The sequence below is a fragment of the Acinetobacter sp. P8-3-8 genome, from assembly GCF_000214135.1.
GTDB lineage: Bacteria > Pseudomonadota > Gammaproteobacteria > Pseudomonadales > Moraxellaceae > Acinetobacter.
In genome coordinates this window covers 14,889-34,779 of the sequence record NZ_AFIE01000004.1, presented here as the reverse complement: position 1 = coordinate 34,779, position 19,891 = coordinate 14,889, and the positions used below count along the sequence as shown (strand labels likewise).

At 38.7% G+C, this 19,891-nt stretch carries 21 protein-coding genes and 1 pseudogene; 13 read left to right on the top strand and 9 right to left on the bottom strand.

Features of this window, described 5'->3' with window-relative positions; all coding sequences use genetic code 11:
• Nucleotides 1–18 precede the first annotated feature (18 nt).
• Genes ribE through glmS form a run of 6 tightly spaced genes read left to right on the top strand, consistent with a single transcriptional unit; the run spans nucleotide 19 to nucleotide 5,606 of the window.
• Entirely contained in the window at nucleotides 19–489 is a 471-nt protein-coding gene (ribE, locus tag GGG_RS0103280) for a 6,7-dimethyl-8-ribityllumazine synthase (protein ID WP_010112227.1), read from the top strand.
• 3 nt (nucleotides 490–492) lie between these two features.
• Entirely contained in the window at nucleotides 493–942 is a 450-nt protein-coding gene (gene nusB, locus GGG_RS0103275; protein WP_010112226.1) for a transcription antitermination factor NusB, read from the top strand.
• Nucleotides 943–953: 11 nt separating this feature from the next.
• Complete coding sequence (thiL, locus tag GGG_RS0103270; RefSeq protein WP_010112225.1) at nucleotides 954–1,871, top strand: thiamine-phosphate kinase; 918 nt, start codon at nucleotides 954–956, stop codon at nucleotides 1,869–1,871.
• A 22-nt stretch (nucleotides 1,872–1,893) separates the two neighbouring features.
• The gene (locus GGG_RS0103265) at nucleotides 1,894–2,370 is read left to right on the top strand and encodes a phosphatidylglycerophosphatase A (RefSeq protein ID WP_050809024.1); all 477 of its coding nucleotides are present in this window, start codon (nucleotides 1,894–1,896) and stop codon (nucleotides 2,368–2,370) included.
• Nucleotides 2,371–2,390: 20 nt separating this feature from the next.
• Complete coding sequence (gene glmU, locus GGG_RS0103260; RefSeq protein WP_010112223.1) at nucleotides 2,391–3,755, top strand: bifunctional UDP-N-acetylglucosamine diphosphorylase/glucosamine-1-phosphate N-acetyltransferase GlmU; 1,365 nt, start codon at nucleotides 2,391–2,393, stop codon at nucleotides 3,753–3,755.
• 12 nt (nucleotides 3,756–3,767) lie between these two features.
• Nucleotides 3,768–5,606 (top strand): glutamine--fructose-6-phosphate transaminase (isomerizing), encoded by a 1,839-nt coding sequence (gene glmS / locus GGG_RS0103255; RefSeq protein ID WP_010112222.1) that lies wholly within the window; start codon nucleotides 3,768–3,770, stop codon nucleotides 5,604–5,606.
• Nucleotides 5,607–5,815: 209 nt separating this feature from the next.
• On the opposite strand, the gene GGG_RS0103250 is transcribed toward glmS, so the two are convergent.
• The 3 genes and pseudogenes from GGG_RS0103250 to GGG_RS0103240 all read right to left on the bottom strand — a co-directional run bounded on the left by GGG_RS0103250 (nucleotide 5,816) and on the right by GGG_RS0103240 (nucleotide 7,536).
• On the bottom strand, nucleotides 5,816–6,322 hold the full coding sequence (locus tag GGG_RS0103250) for a GNAT family N-acetyltransferase (protein WP_010112221.1): 507 nt from the start codon (nucleotides 6,320–6,322) through the stop codon (nucleotides 5,816–5,818).
• A 32-nt stretch (nucleotides 6,323–6,354) separates the two neighbouring features.
• A pseudogene (locus GGG_RS21300) lies at nucleotides 6,355–7,089 on the bottom strand (pyridoxine 5'-phosphate synthase).
• A gap of 177 nt (nucleotides 7,090–7,266) precedes the next feature.
• Nucleotides 7,267–7,536, bottom strand: coding sequence for a DUF4031 domain-containing protein (locus tag GGG_RS0103240; protein WP_010112219.1), 270 nt, complete (start codon nucleotides 7,534–7,536; stop codon nucleotides 7,267–7,269).
• A gap of 120 nt (nucleotides 7,537–7,656) precedes the next feature.
• Here GGG_RS0103240 and GGG_RS0103235 point away from each other — a divergent pair, with 120 nt between their 5' ends.
• Nucleotides 7,657–8,142 (top strand): DUF523 domain-containing protein, encoded by a 486-nt coding sequence (locus GGG_RS0103235; protein WP_010112218.1) that lies wholly within the window; start codon nucleotides 7,657–7,659, stop codon nucleotides 8,140–8,142.
• A gap of 41 nt (nucleotides 8,143–8,183) precedes the next feature.
• Here GGG_RS0103235 and GGG_RS0103230 read toward each other — a convergent pair whose 3' ends face one another.
• Together GGG_RS0103230 and pncA are read right to left on the bottom strand one after the other, a co-directional pair.
• Nucleotides 8,184–9,152: a bile acid:sodium symporter family protein gene (locus GGG_RS0103230; protein WP_029574421.1), complete on the bottom strand. Its 969-nt coding sequence runs from the start codon at nucleotides 9,150–9,152 to the stop codon at nucleotides 8,184–8,186.
• 84 nt (nucleotides 9,153–9,236) lie between these two features.
• The gene (gene pncA, locus GGG_RS0103225) at nucleotides 9,237–9,890 is read right to left on the bottom strand and encodes a bifunctional nicotinamidase/pyrazinamidase (protein WP_010112216.1); all 654 of its coding nucleotides are present in this window, start codon (nucleotides 9,888–9,890) and stop codon (nucleotides 9,237–9,239) included.
• A 529-nt stretch (nucleotides 9,891–10,419) separates the two neighbouring features.
• On the opposite strand from pncA, the gene dapA reads away from it, so the two are divergent.
• Genes dapA through purC form a run of 3 tightly spaced genes read left to right on the top strand, consistent with a single transcriptional unit; the run spans nucleotide 10,420 to nucleotide 12,697 of the window.
• Complete coding sequence (gene dapA, locus GGG_RS0103220) at nucleotides 10,420–11,316, top strand: 4-hydroxy-tetrahydrodipicolinate synthase (RefSeq protein ID WP_010112215.1); 897 nt, start codon at nucleotides 10,420–10,422, stop codon at nucleotides 11,314–11,316.
• Between the two features lie 15 nt (nucleotides 11,317–11,331).
• Nucleotides 11,332–11,940 carry a hypothetical protein gene (locus GGG_RS0103215; RefSeq protein WP_010112214.1) on the top strand — a complete coding sequence of 203 codons (609 nt, stop codon included), beginning with the start codon at nucleotides 11,332–11,334 and terminating at the stop codon, nucleotides 11,938–11,940.
• Nucleotides 11,941–11,977: 37 nt separating this feature from the next.
• On the top strand, nucleotides 11,978–12,697 hold the full coding sequence (gene purC / locus GGG_RS0103210) for a phosphoribosylaminoimidazolesuccinocarboxamide synthase (protein ID WP_010112212.1): 720 nt from the start codon (nucleotides 11,978–11,980) through the stop codon (nucleotides 12,695–12,697).
• A gap of 121 nt (nucleotides 12,698–12,818) precedes the next feature.
• Here purC and GGG_RS0103205 read toward each other — a convergent pair whose 3' ends face one another.
• The 4 genes from GGG_RS0103205 to GGG_RS0103190 form a co-directional block, all read right to left on the bottom strand.
• A complete protein-coding gene (locus GGG_RS0103205) occupies nucleotides 12,819–15,170 on the bottom strand; it encodes a glycerophosphodiester phosphodiesterase family protein (RefSeq protein WP_010112211.1) in 2,352 nt (783 codons plus the stop codon).
• A gap of 74 nt (nucleotides 15,171–15,244) precedes the next feature.
• Nucleotides 15,245–16,519: a replication-associated recombination protein A gene (locus GGG_RS0103200; RefSeq protein WP_010112210.1), complete on the bottom strand. Its 1,275-nt coding sequence runs from the start codon at nucleotides 16,517–16,519 to the stop codon at nucleotides 15,245–15,247.
• 69 nt (nucleotides 16,520–16,588) lie between these two features.
• On the bottom strand, nucleotides 16,589–17,428 hold the full coding sequence (locus tag GGG_RS0103195; RefSeq protein WP_010112209.1) for an alpha/beta hydrolase: 840 nt from the start codon (nucleotides 17,426–17,428) through the stop codon (nucleotides 16,589–16,591).
• Nucleotides 17,429–17,583: 155 nt separating this feature from the next.
• On the bottom strand, nucleotides 17,584–18,036 hold the full coding sequence (locus GGG_RS0103190) for a YcgN family cysteine cluster protein (RefSeq protein ID WP_010112208.1): 453 nt from the start codon (nucleotides 18,034–18,036) through the stop codon (nucleotides 17,584–17,586).
• Between the two features lie 198 nt (nucleotides 18,037–18,234).
• Here GGG_RS0103190 and GGG_RS20575 point away from each other — a divergent pair, with 198 nt between their 5' ends.
• The 3 genes from GGG_RS20575 (at nucleotide 18,235) to GGG_RS0103175 (ending at nucleotide 19,736) form a co-directional block, all read left to right on the top strand.
• On the top strand, nucleotides 18,235–18,393 hold the full coding sequence (locus GGG_RS20575; protein ID WP_010112207.1) for a DUF1328 domain-containing protein: 159 nt from the start codon (nucleotides 18,235–18,237) through the stop codon (nucleotides 18,391–18,393).
• Nucleotides 18,394–18,578: 185 nt separating this feature from the next.
• Nucleotides 18,579–19,313, top strand: a complete 735-nt coding sequence (locus tag GGG_RS0103180; protein ID WP_010112206.1) for a dienelactone hydrolase family protein — start codon at nucleotides 18,579–18,581, stop codon at nucleotides 19,311–19,313.
• A 54-nt stretch (nucleotides 19,314–19,367) separates the two neighbouring features.
• Nucleotides 19,368–19,736, top strand: coding sequence for an HIT family protein (locus GGG_RS0103175; RefSeq protein ID WP_010112204.1), 369 nt, complete (start codon nucleotides 19,368–19,370; stop codon nucleotides 19,734–19,736).
• Nucleotides 19,737–19,891: the final 155 nt, after the last annotated feature.

Here is a 19,891-nt window from a genome sequence, read left to right as displayed (position 1 = left end):
AAAATCATCGAGGTTGCTATGGCGATTCGCCGAATTGAAGGTTTATTACATCTCGCGAGCGAAGGCCGTTACGCGATTTTAGTTGGACGTTTTAACAGCTTTGTTGTTGAACATCTATTAGAAGGTGCAATTGATACATTGCATCGTCATGGTGTAAGCGACGATAATATCACTGTCGTTCATGCACCAGGCGCATGGGAACTTCCAGTGGTTGCTAAAAAACTAGCAGCTTCAGGTAATTTCGATGCCGTGATTGCACTTGGCGCAGTGATTCGTGGTAGCACACCACATTTCGACTTCGTTGCAGGTGAATGTGCCAAAGGTTTAGGTGTTGTTGGTTTAGATACTGGCTTACCTGTAATTAATGGTGTATTGACTACGGACAGTATTGAACAGGCGATTGAACGCTCTGGTACAAAAGCAGGTAATAAAGGTGGTGAAGCTGCCCTTACTGCGATTGAAATGGTTAACCTGTTAAAGGCAATTTAAAGCATGTCGCAAACACTCCAAGCTACTTATGCAGCTAAACGCAAAGCACGTCGTTTTGCTGTACAAGGGATTTATGAATGGCAAATGAGCCACAACCCAGTGCATGAAATTGAAGCACGCACTCGTGCTGAAAATGCCATGCATAAAGTGGATCTCGGCTATTACCATGAGTTGCTCACTCAAGTGATTGCAAATCATGAAGCATTGGATGCTTTACTCGTTCCTGTACTTGATCGTGAACTCAGTGCATTGGATGGTGTAGAACTTGCAACATTGCGTTTAGGCGCATATGAACTTAAAGATCATATTGAAGTTCCTTATCGTGTTGTACTCGATGAAGCGATCGAACTTGCAAAGCATTTCGGTGGCGCAGACAGTCATAAATACATCAATGGTGTATTAGACCGTTTAGCATCTAAGCTTCGTGAAGCAGAAAAACAACAAGCGAAATAAGTTGTTTGACCATGGCTGAGTTTTCAATTATTGATACCTATTTCAATCGTCAGCAACAAAGTGATGTTGATTTAGGTGTTGGGGATGACTCAGCCCTGCTCACCCCTCCTCCGCAGCACCAGCTAGTCATCTGCACAGATACCCTCGTTGCAGGACGACATTTTCCACTCAATACTTCAGCCCATGCAGTCGGCTGGAAATCTGTTGCCGTCAATCTCTCCGATATTGCTGCAATGGGTGCCACACCTCACAGTATTCTTTTGGCATTGAGCCTACCCCAAATTGATCATGACTGGCTCAAAGCTTTCAGCCAAGGTTTATATGATTGTTGCGATCAATTCGGGGTACGTTTAATTGGTGGTGATACCACGCAAAGTCCGCATTTAACCCTGAGTGTTACAGCACTCGGATGGATTGAAACTGGTCAAGCCATTGCTCGTTCTGGCGCGCAAGTTGATGATTTAGTGGTTGTCAGCGGGACTGTAGGTGATGCGGCTTTTGGACTGCAACATTTAGGGCACCCATTACAACAACGCTTAGACTATCCAACACCTCGTTGTGAACTAGGCGAGATGCTAAAAGGTCTGGCTTCAAGTATGATTGATGTTTCAGATGGTTTGGCGCAAGATTTGGGTCATATTCTAAAAGCGTCCAATGTCGGTGCAAAATTAGACCTGTCTTTAATTCCCATTGATGACGCTTTAAAAGCATGCTCTGAGCAAGAACAATGGAAATATGCACTGGCAGGCGGTGATGATTATGAGTTATGCTTTACAATAACTATGCAAAACTACCAAAAACTTTTGCAATTACAACCCAATGTAAAAACTACAATCATCGGGAAAATTACGCAACAATGCGGATTAACATTTGAAAAAGATGGCTTAGATCATCCACTTCAACTTCAAGGGTATCAACACTTTGCATAAACCTCCTATTGTCTTTAAAAATATGACATGGTCTGAACGCTTTATTGTGTTCTGCGGTGTTGGTTTTGGCTCGGGTTTAGCACCCAAAGCACCTGGGACTTTTGGTTCAGCATTTGCCTTGTTGTTTATCCCTATTTGGCTTGCAATTGACTTTTATGGCTCCATATTAGCCATTTTCATCATGTCATTGGTTGGAATTTGGATCTGTGGCAAAACCGCTGACATTATTCATGTCCATGACGATGGCCGAATTGTTTGGGATGAGTTTGCTGGACAATCAATCACCTTTTTACCCTTGATCTATTTTGGACAAATGAGCTGGATTTGGGTCTTGGTCGGATTTGCATTGTTCCGTTTATTTGATGTGTGGAAGCCTTGGCCGATCCGAATCATTGATCAAAAAATCGATGGTGGTTTTGGCATCATGTTTGACGATATTATTGCTGGATTTTGGGCAGCAATTTGTATATTAATTTACTTATATTTTAAAATGGCTTAAGCCAAACTGTAGGGTGTGTTATGTCAACGACTGTGATCATTCTTGCTGCAGGTAAAGGGACTCGAATGCGTTCTCGCTTACCTAAGGTGCTTCAACCTTTAGCAGGACGTCCACTGCTCGGTCATGTGATTGAAACAGCAAAACAATTACAAGCAGAAAATATTATTACCATCTTTGGTCACGGCGGTGATTTAGTCAAACAAGCCTTTGCCAATGAAAATGTAAAATGGGTAGAACAAACTGAACAATTGGGTACAGGTCATGCAGTCAAAGTGACACTTCCTGTGTTACCACAAGATGGAATTTCATTGATTCTTTCAGGTGACGTGCCATGTGTTCAACAAAGCACTTTACAGCGTTTAGTGGATGCCTCAACAAAAACAGGTATTGGCTTAGTAACGCTTACCCTCGAAGATTCAACGGGCTATGGTCGTATTGTTCGAAAAGACAATAAAATTCAAGCGATCGTTGAACATAAAGATGCTTCTGAAGAACAACGTCAAATTAAAGAAATCAACACTGGTATCTACTGTGTCAGCAATGCCAAATTGCATGAATGGTTACCAAAACTTAGCAATGACAATGCCCAAGGCGAATATTATTTAACTGATATTGTCGCTATGGCTCTTGCAGATGGTATGGAAATCGCTTCTATTCAGCCTGAATTGGCATTTGAAGTTGAAGGTGTTAATGACCGAGTACAACTTTCCGCTTTAGAGCGTGAATTTCAAAATTACCAAGCGAAGCAATTGATGCAACAAGGCGTACACCTGATTGACCCATCACGTTTTGATTTACGTGGGCAACTCAATGTTGGACAAGATGTTCGTATTGACATCAATGTCATTATTGAAGGTTCGTGTACTTTTGGTGACAATGTTGAAATTGGTGCAGGTTGTATTATTAAAAATACGTCCATTGCAGCAGGTACAAAAGTACAGCCATATAGCGTTTTTGATAATGCAATCGTTGGTGAAAATGTACAAATTGGACCATTTGCACGTTTACGTCCAGGTGCAAAATTAGCCAATGACGTTCATATTGGTAACTTTGTCGAAGTTAAAAATACCTCAATAGGTGTTGCTTCAAAGGCAAATCATTTTGCCTATTTAGGTGATGCTGAAATTGGTTCAGAATCAAATATTGGTGCAGGTACAATCACCTGTAACTATGATGGTGCCAATAAACACAAAACCATTATTGGCGATCAAGCTTTTATCGGTACCAATAATTCATTGGTCGCACCTGTAAAAATTGGTCATGGTGCAACCACTGGTGCAGGTTCAGTCATCACACATGATGTCGCAGACAACAGTCTTGCATTTGAACGTGCTAAACAAATTTCTAAAGAAAATTATCAACGTCCCCAAAAGGTCACGAAATAAGAGGATATAACTATGTGTGGTATTGTTGGTGGCGTTGCTGAACGTAGCATTACAAATATTTTAATCGAAGGTTTAAAGCGTCTTGAGTATCGTGGTTACGACTCTGCAGGCGTAGCATTGGTTGACCAAGGTCAAATTTTACGTGAACGTCGTGTCGGTAAAGTTGCAAATCTTGAGCAAGCCGTTTCAGAATCTAATATTTTAGGTTCATTGGGTATTGCACATACGCGTTGGGCAACGCATGGTAAACCTACCGAAGATAATGCACATCCACATATATCTGGTCATGTTGCTGTCGTTCATAACGGTATTATTGAGAACTATCAAGAGCTTAAAGATGATCTTGAAGCCTTAGGCTATGTCTTTACTTCTCAAACAGATACAGAAGTCGTGGCGCATCTTGTGCACGAAGCATTGAAATCAACGCCTAATTTACTTGAAGCTGTTGAACAGGTGGTTCCTCAGTTGAAAGGTGCATATGCACTGGGTATCGTACATACTGATCATCCTAATGAATTGATTGCAGTACGTGAAGGTTCTCCATTAGTAATTGGTGTCGGTATTGGTGAAAACTTTATCAGTTCTGATCAATTGGCATTATTACCTGTAACCAATCGTTTTATTTACCTTGAAGAAGGTGATATTGCACGTTTAACACGTAGTAGCATTGAAGTTTTTGTGAATGGTCAACCTGTCGTTCGCCCTGTAAAAGAACTTGATGCAACGGTCAGTAATGCTTCAAAAGGTGAATATAAACATTACATGCTCAAAGAAATTTATGAGCAACCTGAAGCCATTCAACAAACCATTTCACAAGCTTTAAATGGCAATGCATTACGTGATGATTTCTTAAAAAGCGCTGAAATCGACTTTGCAAATGTGAAACAAGTACAAGTACTGGCTTGTGGTACCAGTTACCATGCAGGAATGATTGCAAAATATTGGTTAGAACAACTGATTGACGTGCCGTGCCAAGTTGAAATTGCCAGTGAATTCCGTTATCGCTCGCCAGTAATTGTTGAAAATACGCTCTATGTTTGTATTTCTCAATCTGGTGAAACCGCAGATACTTTGGCAGCATTACGTGATACACAAAAACGTGCTGAAGCAAAAAATATTAATATTAGTACGTTGACCATTTGTAATGTCGCAACATCATCTATGGTACGTGAAACCAATCATCATCTTTTAACCCTTGCTGGGCCTGAGATTGGTGTAGCGTCAACTAAAGCATTTACGACACAGCTTGCAGCATTAATGTTATTGACCCTTAAATTAGGTCAAGTAAAACAAAGTATTTCTGTTGAACGAATTGCTGAAATCGCATCTGCTTTATGGCATATCCCGAAAGTGATTTTAGATACACTACAAAATGATAAAGAAATTTTGCATTTATCTGAATTGTTTAAAGAAAAACAGCACTGCTTATTCTTAGGTCGTGGTACAGAATTCCCGATCGCACTCGAAGGCGCGTTAAAACTGAAAGAAATTTCATATATTCATGCTGAAGGTTATGCTGCTGGTGAGTTAAAACATGGTCCATTGGCATTGGTGGATAATGATATGCCTGTGGTAATTTTAGCCCCAAAAGACGACATGTTGGATAAACTCAAATCTAATATGGAAGAAGTACAAGCTCGTGGCGGTGAGTTATTTGTTTTTGCAGATGAGAACAGCGGTATTGTCGATAAAGATCGTCAGCATGTCGTGCATGTTCCAAGTGTAAATCAATGGTTAGCACCGATTGTTTACAGTGTTCCTGTACAGTTACTTTCTTATCATGTCGCAGTATTACGTGGTACGGATGTTGACCAACCTCGTAATCTAGCAAAATCCGTAACTGTAGAATAATCAATAAGTTGTATTGATTATTAGTGATATAAGAGCAATAAAGTTTCATACTAGATTGCTCAAAAAAAATCCACACAAGCTATGCTCTAACCAAGCATGAATGTGTGGATTTTTTATGTCTACCTCAAAAGTTCATATAAAACCAACGTGAAAATGCAGAACTGGAAAATCAAAAATAGGGGATCTTGGACAAAGTATAAAATCACAAATTAAAATAATGTTGAACATTCCATTTTTTGATTTTTTTCACCTGAACTCAGCGCTACAGATTCCCATTCGGGTATAAAGACAAAACCATGCCTCGAATAAAAACTTACAGCTCGTAAATTATGTGGAGACACGCTTAACACCATTCGATGCTGCCCTTTAGAAATCGCTAAGTTCTTAATCGCAGAAATCAGAAGATCAGCAATGCCCTTACCACGAAACTCAGGATTCACCCACATTGCGACCACGTTAAACTCAAGTTCAGGATTTTGTGTTCCACCAATCATACCAATAGCTCGAACACCTTCAATTGCTAAAATATATTGATATTGCGTCTTATGTGAAGCACGATCACGCCATTGTGATTCGCTATATTTCTCAGCAGTATCATACGTAGCTAAGAAAACATCTGGACGATCAAGCAGAGATTCTAAGCGAACAGTTTTAAGGATTTCCCAGTCTTCTTCTTTTGTAAGACGAATCACGAATTCATTCAAACTTCGATTCATTTGAAACTGCTCCTAGACATTATTGCAGACAATCACTCTTTAAATTTTTCACATATAACGAGATAGCGCTGAATCACTTCAATTATCCCGTATTGAATACATTCAATCGTAAATGCATGTCCAATTGACACTTCACTAATATGACAATGGCTTAATAATCTTTCTAAGTTATCTAAATTCAAATCATGGCCTGCATTCACGACGAGTCCTTCATGTGCAGCAGCAATACACTTTTCTGAAATCGACTGAATAGCCAGATCTATTTGATCTTTTTCAATACGACTCGCATAATATTCTGTATATATTTCAATCGCATCAACACCAAGCTGCTTGGCTAAAATCGCATCTTGTCTATTCGGTTAAATAAATAATGCCAATCGTGTAGGCGTACATCTAAGTTCTTTGATGACAGCTTGAAGAAACTTTGGATCTTTTAAATCCCAGCCATGGTCAGACGTTAATTGTGTTGGTGAATCAGGCACTAATGTACATTGTGCAGGTACAACCTCCTTAATCAAATCAATAAACGTCTGATCAGGATAGCCTTCAACATTCAACTCAACATCAGGATACTGTTTAAGAATATTAGAGATTTGATAAACATCATCATACTTAATATGACGTTGATCAGGTCTAGGATGTACCGTGATACCTTTAACACCAAGCTTTAATAAATTTTCTACAAAGAGTGCTAAATCTGGAAAATTAGTCCCTCTAGAATTTCTAATTAAAGCAATTTTATTTACATTAATACTGAGTCTGGTCATATTCAAAACTCTATCGATATCAGTTTATTTTTTAGCACATAAATAAATCAAAAAGCTAAATTTTTACAAGACGATCTTTGATTATTTTTGGATATCATCATAATACAGTTTTGTACACCAAAGCAAAATAACATGCTGTAATACATCAATTTTTCTTATTATTGAAAATCTCTAGTTTTACTCCAATCCTATTAATTGCATTTTTAACTTTTTCCCACACATAATAATGGTTTTACGATCTGCATCAATTGCGCCATAAGCAATCACTAAAATACGCATTTCCAAGGTAATATCATAATGTGGATAAGACGCAGAACGATGAAAAAGTCGTGGATCAATCCCAACGATTTTTGCAAAATCATGCAGTTCCTCAAGCGTATCTGCCATCATATGACACCACTCTTTTCCTTTAAAAGGAACTTTTGCACGATCCACATAAACTGCCATAAAAATATTCCCAAATTTCAATTCAATGTTGCAACGCTCAATAGTTCTAAATTTATAAACATGTACCTCCACGATATTTGTTTATAATCCAAGGATAATGCGTACCAACAGCAGAGTCGAATGAATAAATACCTGATCAGCGCTTGCCTAGTCGGTGAAAATGTTCGCTATGATGCAAAAAATTGCCTACAACTCAGACTTAAACACTTGGTCGATACACAGCAAGCCGTTGTGATTTGCCCAGAAGTTGCAGGTGGATTATCCACACCACGATACCCTGCTGAAATTATTGATGGTGATGGCGTTGCAGTTTTACAAGGACTGGCTAAAGTGATAGATAGCCAAGGAATTGATGTAACAAGAGAATTTATTTTAGGTGCAAACAAAACATTAGAACTTGCACAATACTATCAAGTGACACATATCATTCTCAAAGCCAACAGCCCTTCTTGTGGTTCGCAAATGATCTACGATGGTTCTTTTTCAGGTCAGAAAATTGCAGGTAAAGGCGTAACTGTAGCTTTACTTGAACAACATGGGTTTACACTGATGACCGAAGATGCGTTTTTACAACAATTGTCATTCCCACAAACCACACCAAAATAAAAAAGAGCCGAAGCTCTCTAAAATAGAAGTCTAATCAATATTTATTCTGTTGATTCTATTGTTTGCTTTTTAGATTTTTTATCTGCTTTTGCTGCCCAATACGTTGCTAAAGCAGGGCCTGAAATATTGTGCCATAAACTAAAAATTGCACTCGGCACAGCAGTAATCGGTGATGCTGCAAAATGAATAGCAGCCAAAGTCACGCCCAAACCTGAATTTTGCATGCCAACTTCGATCGCCACCGCCTTAGCATCGGGATAAGACAATTTAAATAAACGACTTGCCCAATATCCTAAGAAAAAGCCTAAACTGTTATGTAACATCACTACAACTAGAATGAGTAAACCAGACTGCAAAATTGAAGCCTTACTGGCTGCAATAATTGCCGCTACAATCGCAACAATTGCGATAACTGAAATCAGTGGCATAAGCTGAATGTACTGTTCTGTTTTTTGCTTAAATAAACTTCTTAATACAACGCCGATAATAATGGGGAAAATCACCACTTTAAGAATGTCGATAAACATCGATCCTGCGTCGATTGGAATCCATTGGCTGGCTAAAACATAGAAAATCGCAGGGGTCAAAATCGGCGCTAAAAAGGTAGAAACCGTGGTACACGCAACAGATAAAGCCGTATTTGCTTTGGCCATATAAGCGATTACATTCGAAGCCGTACCACCAGGACAACAGCCAACCAATATCACTCCGACTGCAATTTCAGCAGGTAATTGAAAGAGTTGACATAAGAGATAGGCCAGTCCGGGCATAATCACAAACTGAGCAATGACGCCAATCACCACAGCTTTAGGGTTTTGTAAAACACCTTTGAAATCATCCAGTGTCATGGTCATGCCCATTCCAAGCATGATAATGCCCAAAACCCACGGAATATAAGCCTTCATCCAGACAAAAGCCGATGGGAAACACAGGGCAAGAAAAGCAAAAACCACTACCCATAACGCAAAAGTTTTTTGTACAAACTGACTAAAACGTAAAATTGCAGACATCATTCCCACCAAAACAGACATTTACTATGCGCTATATGGCTTATATTAATAGAAGCATCCTATGAATGTTGTATTTTTATCAGCTTATGAGGATTGAATAGGATCAGTTACATTTAAAATTTGATGCGCAACCACTCGTTTCACCCCAGCAGCCAACATTTCTTGCCATGCATGTTGCAAAGACCCTTGCAAATCAATGGCTTTCGTTGCATCTGAAATTACAAAGGTTTTAAACCCTAATTTAGCCGCATCTATCGCAGTCCACGCCACACAGAAATCTGTCGCAATTCCAACAATATATACCGTATCTATGCCACGCTCTTTGAGATAACCTGCTAAACCTGTTGTAGTTTTATGATCAGCTTCCATGAATGCCGAATAGCTGTCTATTTGAGAATGAAAGCCTTTACGAATAATCATTTGTGCTGTTGGAATATTTAAATCAGGATGAAATTCAGCATCTTGTGAACCTTGTACACAATGTGATGGCCACAAGACTTGTGTACCATAATCTAGTCGAATCGTGTCATACGCTTTTTTATCAGGATGATTTTCAGCAAAAGAAATATGGTTTGCAGGATGCCAATCTTGAGTGAGGACAATATTTTCAAAATGCTGTGCCAATTGGTTAATGGTTGGAATAATCTGCTCGGCATTTGCGACCGCTAAATTTCCACCCGATGTAAAACCATTTTGAACATCAACAACAATTAAAACACTACGCTCAGATTGCAACATTTCCCCTATTCCCTTTTAAACTAAATCCTATGTAAAGATCTTAGTGATGAAAATAAAAATCCTATATGACTCAACATACAATAAAAAAGCCTAAAAATGCGAGTTCTCAATCATAATCAAAATATTCAACAACGATTCAATGCTATGAAAAGCATCACAGTAAAGTTAAAAGAGCTGATACAGCGAACATAATCAACAAAATTAGCCTTTTACCACATCCTTTAACGACATGACTGTAACTGGTATTTCTATCTTAGAAATACCCTCTGAATCGTCTTTGACAAAGAAAATATAGCAATGCATAGGCCTATATTCAAAAGCGTTAAAATCTATTTGTTTCTTTTTATAAAGATTTCTTCAGCTTTGAATAAATCGTATTGTTCTCACTCGCTGAATCAGTCATAATTTGCATAAGCATTACTCAATCTCTAAAATGATTGTTTCTCGCTCAAATCAAAATACTGCAACCATCTACATATATTTTTACACAACGTAAACTGTAGATGGAAAAATAGGATATTTTTTCAAAATGACTCAGCAAGCACAGATCATTCAAGGCTCAATTGTCGCAATCGTCACCCCTATGTTCGAAGATGGCAGCGTAGATTGGAAGGGTCTCGAGAAGCTCGTTGAGTGGCACATAGAACAAGGCACTAATAGTATTGTTGCTGTCGGTACAACTGGCGAAGCATCTACTCTTACTTTGGCAGAACACACACAAGTCATTAAAGAAATTATCCGTGTAGCCAATAAACGTATTCCAATTATTGCTGGTACTGGTGCAAACTCAACACACGAAGCGATTGAGCTCACCAAAGAAGCAAAACAACTCGGTGCAGATGCTGCGCTGCTCGTTACGCCTTATTATAATAAACCAACACAAGAAGGCTTATTTCAACATTATAAAGCCGTCGCTGAAGCCGTAGATTTACCGATCATTCTTTACAATGTACCGGGTCGTACTGGTGTAGATATGCACAACGACACGGCTATTCGTTTGGCAGATATTCCAAATATTGTGGGTATTAAAGACGCGACTGGCGATGTGCCACGTGGTAAAGAACTGATTGATGGCTTAAAAGACAAAAACATGGCTGTGTATTCAGGTGATGATGAAACAGCATGTCAATTGATCGCGCTAGGTGCGCAAGGCAACATCTCTGTAACAGCCAATATTGCCCCAAAAATCATGAGCGAACTTTGTGCTGCTGCACTTGCAGGTCAAACTGATGTTGCACAAGCCAAAGACAGCCAAGTTGCAAAATTAAACAATATTCTATTTTGTGAATCCAACCCAATTCCAGTCAAATGGGCACTCCATGAAATGGAATTAATTGGTACAGGCATTCGCTTACCATTAACGCCACTTGCAGAACAATACCGTACACCACTGCGTGAAGAACTCAAAGCAGTGGGTATCATTTAATAAGAGCTTAGTATTATGCAATTACGTTTAGGTTTAACTCTTGCCCTTTCAGCTTTAAGTTTGGCGGGTTGTAGTTCACTTGGGATCAGCAATGGTTCTTTAGATTATAAAAATACGACCACAGTAGAGCCACTTAATTATCCTGAAGGAACAATGGTTAGACCTGCTTCGCCTTTGTATCCAGCGCCGATCGTTGACGCTCAAGCGATTCAACATGCGCCTAAGTTTGAAAATAAACGTGGTAACCGCTATGAAGTGCCACGTCCTGAAACTGCTCAAATCAGCACATCAACAAATGAAACTTCAGCATCGAATGAAAGCGTAGGTCGTCCGCAACTTTTAACCGATGGAAACGGCAATCCACTGATTAAAATTGATGGAAATTCTGCTACAATTTGGCAGTATGCACTTGCCACACTGAGTAGTTTAAATATTAAGGTCGATAGTCAAAGCAAAAGCGGTTATGAAGCGACGATTAAGATCGACAAACAAACTTATATTTTAAAACTTAACTCAGTGGGATCGAGCAATACGCTTGCCCTGTTCAATGCTGACAACAGTTTTGCAGATAAAGAAAAAGCTGCTGAACTGTTATCCCAGATTTACCAAAACTGGCCAGCCTAGTCCTTCTAGGCAATTTTTATTTGCAAAAGGTTCCCCCATGTTAAAACAAACCTTGCTCTATACTGGTAAAGCGAAATCCGTTTATGAAACAGATAGCGCAGATCATTTAATTCTTGTTTTCCGTGATGATGCATCAGCATTTAACGGCGAAAAGATAGAGCAACTAGATCGTAAAGGTAAGGTAAATAACCGTTTTAATGCCTTTATCATGGAAAAATTGGCTGCTGCTGGTATTGAAACTCACTTCGAAGAACTGCTTTCTCCGACTGAAGTTTTAGTTAAAAAATTACAAATGATTCCTGTTGAATGCGTAATGCGTAACTATGCAGCGGGTTCATTATGCCGTCGTTTAGGTGTAGAAGAAGGCTTAGAACTTACTCCACCAACTTTTGAATTGTTCTTCAAAGATGATGCTTTGGGCGATCCAATGGTTAACGAATCTCAAGCAATTGCTTTGGGTTGGGCGAATGCTGAGCAATTGGCACAAATGAAAGAACTCACTCAAAAAGTAAATGTGGTGCTTAAAGACTTGTTCGATCAAGGCAACATGTTATTGGTTGATTTTAAACTTGAATTTGGTGTGTTCCATGACCGTATCGTTCTTGGTGATGAATTCTCTCCAGACGGTTGCCGTTTATGGGACAAAGACACTAAGAAAAAACTCGACAAAGACCGTTTCCGTCAAGGTTTAGGTGGTGTTGTTGAAGCTTATGAAGAAGTGGCTACTCGTATCGGTGTAGACCTTTCTGATATCTAATTTTAGATAACGAAGTATTGAAAAACCGAGCTGAATAGCTCGGTTTTTTATTTCAAATATTTTTAGAATAACTCATCCGCTTTTGTATTTGGATCTCTTCCAGATAAATTCAAACCATCATCTACTTCACCACCACCTTCATAGGTGCTGAAAAGATATGATAAAAATTTTGCGGATCAATCTGATATTGATAGCCTGCTAAAACATAAGCTGTTCCCTTTTCAGAAAAGCGCAATTGACCATTTTTAAGCTCATACTTGGGTGAACCTGATAAAACCAGAAAATTGCTGATCTCTTGGCTAGATTGAGTCTGATCTTGTTGGGTGAGTTGAGCCGTCACTTGTACAGCCTGATTCATTTCAACCTTCATATTTTGTGGCACTTGAACATCAACAACATAAGCTGAATAAAGCTGTACTGAATTCGTTGTTATTCCGTATGTGCCTGCGATATAAAGTTTTTTAAAGGTTTCATCATTCAATGCCCACGGCCAAAAGCTAATACCACGATGTTTTGTTATTTCTAATAAAGCGATTAAATCTGCACGATATGCAGGGTTATAAGATGAATGATACGTTTGAACATCTGCATTGATTTGTTTGGCATTGACCAAATTATTATAGTTTTTAGGCATGCTACCCACCAGTAAACCCCGTGGAATATTGGGTAATAATGTCTGCGCACGTGCCACTTGATCTATATTAAAAGAGGTTGTAACCACCTGATTTTCAACTTGATACTTTTTAATTTCATCCTGCATTTTTGGCACTAATCGTGGATCAGCACTTTTCATTTCAATCATTAAGACAAAGTTTGGATTGTACTTAAAGTTTGAAAAATATTCTGCAAGTGTCGGAATTTTATAGCCTTTATTTTTTGATTTGAGTTGTTGAACTTGAGCAAGTGTCATCTCCTCAATTTTACCTGTTGACGTTGTAGTACGATCAACCGTTGCGTCATGCATCACCACCAGTTGTTGATCTTTAGTCAGATAAATATCGTTTTCGACAATATCTGCACCTAAAGCCACAGCATGTTTCGCACTTTCTAAAGTATTTTCATCTTCCAGACTCGGCACACCACGATGTCCAATAATAAACGGTTTACGCAACAAGGTATTTTTAGGAAATTGCTTTAAAACGCTACTGAATAATGTACTTTGCGTAGTCATGACGCCATTCACACCCGACGTTAAAATTTGCGCCACCTGTTGCAGTTGTGTAGCAGAACTATCCATCCAAACCGTCATTAAATGTCGTTGAATAAAACTAACACTGCTTTTATTGGCCAACGACTGTGGCAAAACCACAATTCTTGCATAGGCTTGATTGCTACGGCGGATAATTTCTGAAAGACTTTTATGATTATCTTTTAATTTTTCAGCACTTAAATCTAAAGCTGTACGTACTGTAGGTATGATTTGATGTGCTACTTTTAAGAGATCATCACTTTTCGACAATAAGGTAATATCACTAATATCTTGAGTATTCGCCAATAATTTCAAAGCTTCTAGTGTTTTCGGTGTTTGGATTTCGAGTACAGGAATCATATTACGCTGAGGCTGTGCTAAATATTGCGCCAAAGTCCCTATATTTTGTCCATTTTGATTGATTAAATTGAGCTGCTCATCAAGTTGATAATAAAGCTGATTGGCTGAATTTAACGGCGAACTGCTATTTTCTACTTTTTGAATAATCGTCGGTGCTAAAGCAACATTACTTTCAATTTCATGAACTTGGATCACTTTATTTTGTAAGTTGGGTAAAGCGGTCACTTGTTCAGATACTTGAATATTTTTAACTTTTAAAATAACACCTGCTGCAGATAAACCAATCCCCCCTTTGGCTGAAAGCTGTTCCAATTCAACATCTTGCATCAATTGACCATTTAAATAATGCTGTACGCGCTGTCCTGATACGACGATACTGGCTTTATACCACTGATTCGGTTTGATATTTTCAGAAAATTCTTTAGTTTCAATCAGTTCCCACTGCCCATTGGCTTTACGTCGACCAAACTCCGTACCATTTTTCGCTGTGGTATCTGCACGCAATGTAAATTGATAATAGCGACTTGGAATCACACCTTGTGCTTCTGTCACATCATAAATCACACTACCCCAACGTGAATTATTCAGGGGCTGATCTAAACTCAATTCTAAATCAATTCGATAGTTTTGCTGTTTTTCTAAATTTTGTGGCAATAAAATTGAAGTGGTCTGCATCGCATTCGCACGACCATCAATATTCAGTACCCCTTTTTCCACATAAACATTGCCTGCATTATTCCCAGGAATACGCCAACCTTGAGGAATGGTTTTTTGTTGGGTGAAATTTTGTTGATAAAGCACTTTGAGTTGAGTTGCCGAAATGGTTTGAGTTTGCGCTTTTGTTGTAATTTTTGTAGAAATTTCAGCATAACTGAGGACAGGAAAGAGCGTAACGACTGTGAGCGATAAAAGAGATAATTTCATAATCAATTCTGAATCATTGCAAATGTATTTTCCAATTGATGCATAACTTAGTCGAAGCTATGCATCAATCTCACTTATTGTTGTTGCTGTTCTTGTTGCCAACGACGTTGCTGTAAACGTTCCCCTTCAACTTCACGTTTATTACGTGCAGATTCGTATAATTTCGTGCCTTTGAGTTCAGGTGGTAAATATTCCTGAAGTACAAAATGCTCAGGATAATTATGCGGATAAAGATAATCCACACCATAACCTTGTTCTTTCATCAACTTGGTCGGTGCATTGCGTAAATGCAACGGCACAGGAAGGTTTGCAGTTTTATCAGCCAATTCTAACGCTTTATTAATCGCTAAATAAGTACTGTTACTCTTGGCACTGGTCGCTAAATAAACTGCGCATTGTCCCAAAATAATACGACATTCAGGCATACCAATCGCTTGTACTGAACGGAAACATTCTCCAGCGAGCAACAACGCATTTGGATTTGAATTACCAATATCCTCCGAAGCAGCAATCAACATACGGCGTGCAATAAAGACTGGATCTTCTCCGCCTTTTAACATCCGTGCCATCCAATATAAAGTTGCGTCAGGATCACTTCCACGAATGGATTTAATAAAAGCCGACACCAGATCGTAATGTTGCTCGCCTGACTTGTCATAACGTGCAATATTCTGCTGTGCAACTTTCACAACAATCGCATTGGTGACAATATTTTCAATACCTACTTCAAAAGTGCTGGCAATTAAATCAATTAAATTTAAGGCCTTACGTGCATCACCAGCAGCAAATTGAACCAATGCATCAAATTCTTCAATTTGAATATGGCGTTCTTTTAAAAAATGATCTTGTTGAACCGCACGAAGGATTAAATCTTGAATGGCTTCATTGCTCAGCGCATGTAATGTATAAACCTGACAGCGTGATAGCAATGCGCTATTTACTTCAAAAGATGGATTCTCGGTTGTCGCACCGATTAAGGTAATTTTGCCTTTTTCAACAGCGTTTAATAGTGCATCTTGCTGTGACTTATTAAAACGATGAATTTCATCAATAAAAACCACAGGTGTCAGCAAATCACCACTTTCTGCAATAATTTCACGTAGTTCTTTAACACCCGTATTCAGTGCAGATAAACTCACAAAAGGACGATCTACCGCTTGCGCTAAGAGTAAAGCAATCGTGGTTTTCCCAACCCCAGGTGGCCCCCAAAAAATAATTGAAGGTAAGTGACCTTGATCAATCATTTGACGTAAAGGCGCATTTTCACCAAGCAAGTGATCTTGCCCGATGATTTCAGCCAAGTCACGTGGACGAAGACGTTCTGGAAGTGGTATTTGGGTATCTGACATACTTCTTTTTAATCGCTGATTTCTGCGTCTAGTCTACTATGGAAAACAGCGAATTTCGCAAATTGAAATTTAAAATAATCGATTGTTTAAAACATCCATCAACGAGGCCTGAAAAACCGCTCCATGACTCAAATGAGGATAAAGCATTAATTTGGCATCAACGCCTTTGCTCGCTAAATCTAAAACCAATTGGCGATTATTTTTAATCATATCTCGATCTGCATTTGGGCTAATTGGTTGTTCTGCTTTTGGCACAAAATCACCCTCCATAACCCATAGCTTTTTTGCATTGACCTGTTCAGCTTTTACTTTTTCTACAGCATTGAGAATACGTCGATCTGCCCAAGTCAGAGATGGACTGGCTGAAAAATAATGTGAAAATTGATCACTATGCAACAGCGTATCTAATACAAATAAACCACCATAAGAATGTCCCCATAACGCTGTACGTTGTGGATCAAGTTTGACCTGCGTATTCACCCAAGGCATGATTTCTTTAAACATCAATGCTCGATATTGCTGACTTCCACCCGCCATTCGCTCAGGATTACGTGGGTCGGCTGAGATCAGCCCAGATTCATCCGTAGGGGTATAATCCACTGAACGAGAAGCGGATTCAAACGGCAAATTACTCTCATAACCTATAACGACAAGAACTGGGCTGTCTTGTTCAGCTTGTTTTTTTAATAATGACTCATCTAAACGAGCCATGACTGAATTACCATCCAGCATAAAAATTGCAGGTAAGGCTTTATTTTTATTGATGTGTTTGGGAATGCCTAACCAAACTTTATAATGACGCTGTTGATCAGCAGATTGAAAGTGATGAATCTGAAATTGATAATATTTTGATCCTTGATCGGCAATATTTGCACCAAGTGGTTGCAAGTCTGGTTTCGCATAAGCCATTGAATTTAAAAACAACGCTATACTCAAAATCGATATAAATGAAGCACGTTTATTCAGGCATAATGATAAAGCAGACATTTTCAATATAATCGAATCAATAATTAGACTTATCTTATTCTTTATTGATAATGATTATCAATTCATTTTAATCAAAATTATCGAACCCAACGCACAATATAATCTTCGATCTCTTCTTCATCGATATCTACTTCAGAAATACAACGCCCTGCTGCGGATTTTCGAGCTTCAATGACACTATTCCTCGAACCCGTATTGAGATAATGCCACGTAGGTAAATGCTTACCCTCATTTAAACGACGATAGGCACAACTTGATGGTAACCAATGGATATTTTGTAATTTTTCAGGCGTCAGTTGAATACAATCAGGCACATGCTGTAAGCGATTTGGATAATCTGAACAACGTGCTGTTTTACAATCTAATAATTTGCATGCAACTTTGGTGTATGCGACTTCATTGGTTTCTTCGTCTTCCAATTTAATCAAACAACATAGACCACAGCCATCACACAATGCTTCCCATTCCGCTTGATTCATTTCAGCGAGAGAATAATGTTTCCAAAATTGTGGACGCAGGCTTGGAGTCATACGATTTAAAAAAATTCATCAAAGTTTGACTGATTATAACAGTTTTAATTACCTAGACTGTGACATCACCAACGTAAAAACATAACAGATCAACAACATATCATTGATATCTTCACATTTAGGCCACATAACAATACACGTTTGATGAAAAAACATGCATATACTGAAAACCGATAAAAACAATATGGAGATCAAATCATGTTTCGTTGGGCGATTATCTTTGCAGTGATTGCACTGGTTGCGAGTTTGTTTGGCTTCGGTGGCGTTGCAGGTATGTCTAAAGACTTCGCTGTTATCCTTTTGGTTGTTGCAGTGATTTTGGCAATTGTAGGATTTATTTCCAGAGGGAGAGTCTAATCGACTTAAACTTATAAATGATATTTAAATTGAATACTTAAAGAAGGATTTTAATCCTTCTTTTTGCTTTTTGGGGCATTCATAAATTCTCACATTTCAATTCCAATATTGCTAAATTATTCATTTGAATCTTGCCAATATATGCTTTAATCAAGTTCATTCTCATTCATATAAGGATTGAACAGATGGTTGCCGCAATCAAAACTCGTGAAATAACCTATACAGCTGCTGATGGTTCAACACTCATTGGTTATTTTGCCGCACCTGAATCTGTAGAACCTGTTGCAGGCATCATCGTTGCTCCCGAATGGTGGGGTCGTACTGAATATACTGAACAACGTGCTCGTGAACTTGCCGAACATGGCTTCGCTGCCTTAGCGATTGATATGTATGGTGATAAAAAAGTAACGTCAACAGCATCTCAAGCCAGTGAATGGATGATGCAAACATTTCAAGAAAATACCATTGTTGATCGTGCCAATGCAGGCTTAGCAACGTTGGCTGCACAGCCTGAAGTCGATGCAACTCGTCTTGCAGCGATTGGTTTTTGCTATGGTGGGAAAGTGATTTTGGATTTAGCACGTTCAGGCGCTGACTTAAAAGCTGCTGTGACCTTCCATGCAAATTTATCTGCTCAACAAGTCGCTCAACAAGATACATTCAAAGCGGAAGTTTTAGTCCTTCACGGCGAACTTGACAGCATGGTGTCTTTGGCAGATGTTGAATCATTTAAACAAGAAATGAACAACGCCCATGTCACAGCAGAAGTGATTGTGTTAAAAGATGCTAAGCATGGCTTTAGTAACCCACTTGCAGATGAACGTGCCAAAGCCAACAATGTAGATTTAGGTTATAACGCTGAAGCAGAGAAGAAAGGCTTAGATGCTATGTACAGCTTATTAGATCGCACACTTGCTTGATTCAACCCTATAGCGAATGTCTTGATTTAAACGATATTGAAAGAGGAATTTAAAATGACTGATAACAAATGCCCATATTGCGAATTTGATGAATTTGACATCATTGATAAAAATGAATTCGGTGCAATTTTGCCTGAACCGAATCCTTTGTCTAAAGGGCATACAGTGATCATTCCTCTACGCCATACCGATTCCTTTTTTGGTTTAACTGAAAAGGAGCGTAAAAGTTTGGCAACATTACTTGAACTGGCACGTAATGAGTTGAAAATTCGTCATCAACCTGAAGGTTTTCATATCGCTTTTAATGATGGCCATGTGTTTGGCGATGAAAATGCGGAACATTTCCATATGCACATTATCCCACGCTATAAAAATCAACCGCTCAAACTTGATAAGCGTTGGGGCATCATCAACGAAGATTAAGTCGATGCTTCATGTTGTTTAAAAAGACGCTACGGCGTCTTTTTTATTGTGCTCTTTGTCAAAGCCAATCATCCATAGCATCAAATCTCCGAACAGATTTGGATTGTTGATAAAATACAACTCAAACAACAACACATTTCGCTATACTAGTCTTT

Coding starts and splice junctions, on each gene's coding strand:
- ribE (WP_010112227.1), top strand. CDS start 19: ATGGCGATTCGCCGAATTGAAGGTTTATTACATCTCGCGAGCGAAGGC.
- GGG_RS0103200 (WP_010112210.1), bottom strand. CDS start 16,519: ATGTCAGATACCCAAATACCACTTCCAGAACGTCTTCGTCCACGTGAC.
- thiL (WP_010112225.1), top strand. CDS start 954: ATGGCTGAGTTTTCAATTATTGATACCTATTTCAATCGTCAGCAACAA.
- nusB (WP_010112226.1), top strand. CDS start 493: ATGTCGCAAACACTCCAAGCTACTTATGCAGCTAAACGCAAAGCACGT.
- GGG_RS0103175 (WP_010112204.1), top strand. CDS start 19,368: ATGACTGATAACAAATGCCCATATTGCGAATTTGATGAATTTGACATC.
- GGG_RS0103205 (WP_010112211.1), bottom strand. CDS start 15,170: ATGAAATTATCTCTTTTATCGCTCACAGTCGTTACGCTCTTTCCTGTC.
- GGG_RS20575 (WP_010112207.1), top strand. CDS start 18,235: ATGTTTCGTTGGGCGATTATCTTTGCAGTGATTGCACTGGTTGCGAGT.
- GGG_RS0103235 (WP_010112218.1), top strand. CDS start 7,657: ATGAATAAATACCTGATCAGCGCTTGCCTAGTCGGTGAAAATGTTCGC.
- GGG_RS0103195 (WP_010112209.1), bottom strand. CDS start 17,428: ATGGCTTATGCGAAACCAGACTTGCAACCACTTGGTGCAAATATTGCC.
- GGG_RS0103215 (WP_010112214.1), top strand. CDS start 11,332: ATGCAATTACGTTTAGGTTTAACTCTTGCCCTTTCAGCTTTAAGTTTG.
- GGG_RS0103250 (WP_010112221.1), bottom strand. CDS start 6,322: ATGAATCGAAGTTTGAATGAATTCGTGATTCGTCTTACAAAAGAAGAA.
- pncA (WP_010112216.1), bottom strand. CDS start 9,890: ATGTTGCAATCTGAGCGTAGTGTTTTAATTGTTGTTGATGTTCAAAAT.
- glmU (WP_010112223.1), top strand. CDS start 2,391: ATGTCAACGACTGTGATCATTCTTGCTGCAGGTAAAGGGACTCGAATG.
- purC (WP_010112212.1), top strand. CDS start 11,978: ATGTTAAAACAAACCTTGCTCTATACTGGTAAAGCGAAATCCGTTTAT.
- GGG_RS0103180 (WP_010112206.1), top strand. CDS start 18,579: ATGGTTGCCGCAATCAAAACTCGTGAAATAACCTATACAGCTGCTGAT.
- GGG_RS0103265 (WP_050809024.1), top strand. CDS start 1,894: ATGACATGGTCTGAACGCTTTATTGTGTTCTGCGGTGTTGGTTTTGGC.
- glmS (WP_010112222.1), top strand. CDS start 3,768: ATGTGTGGTATTGTTGGTGGCGTTGCTGAACGTAGCATTACAAATATT.
- dapA (WP_010112215.1), top strand. CDS start 10,420: ATGACTCAGCAAGCACAGATCATTCAAGGCTCAATTGTCGCAATCGTC.
- GGG_RS0103190 (WP_010112208.1), bottom strand. CDS start 18,036: ATGACTCCAAGCCTGCGTCCACAATTTTGGAAACATTATTCTCTCGCT.
- GGG_RS0103230 (WP_029574421.1), bottom strand. CDS start 9,152: ATGTCTGCAATTTTACGTTTTAGTCAGTTTGTACAAAAAACTTTTGCG.
- GGG_RS0103240 (WP_010112219.1), bottom strand. CDS start 7,536: ATGGCAGTTTATGTGGATCGTGCAAAAGTTCCTTTTAAAGGAAAAGAG.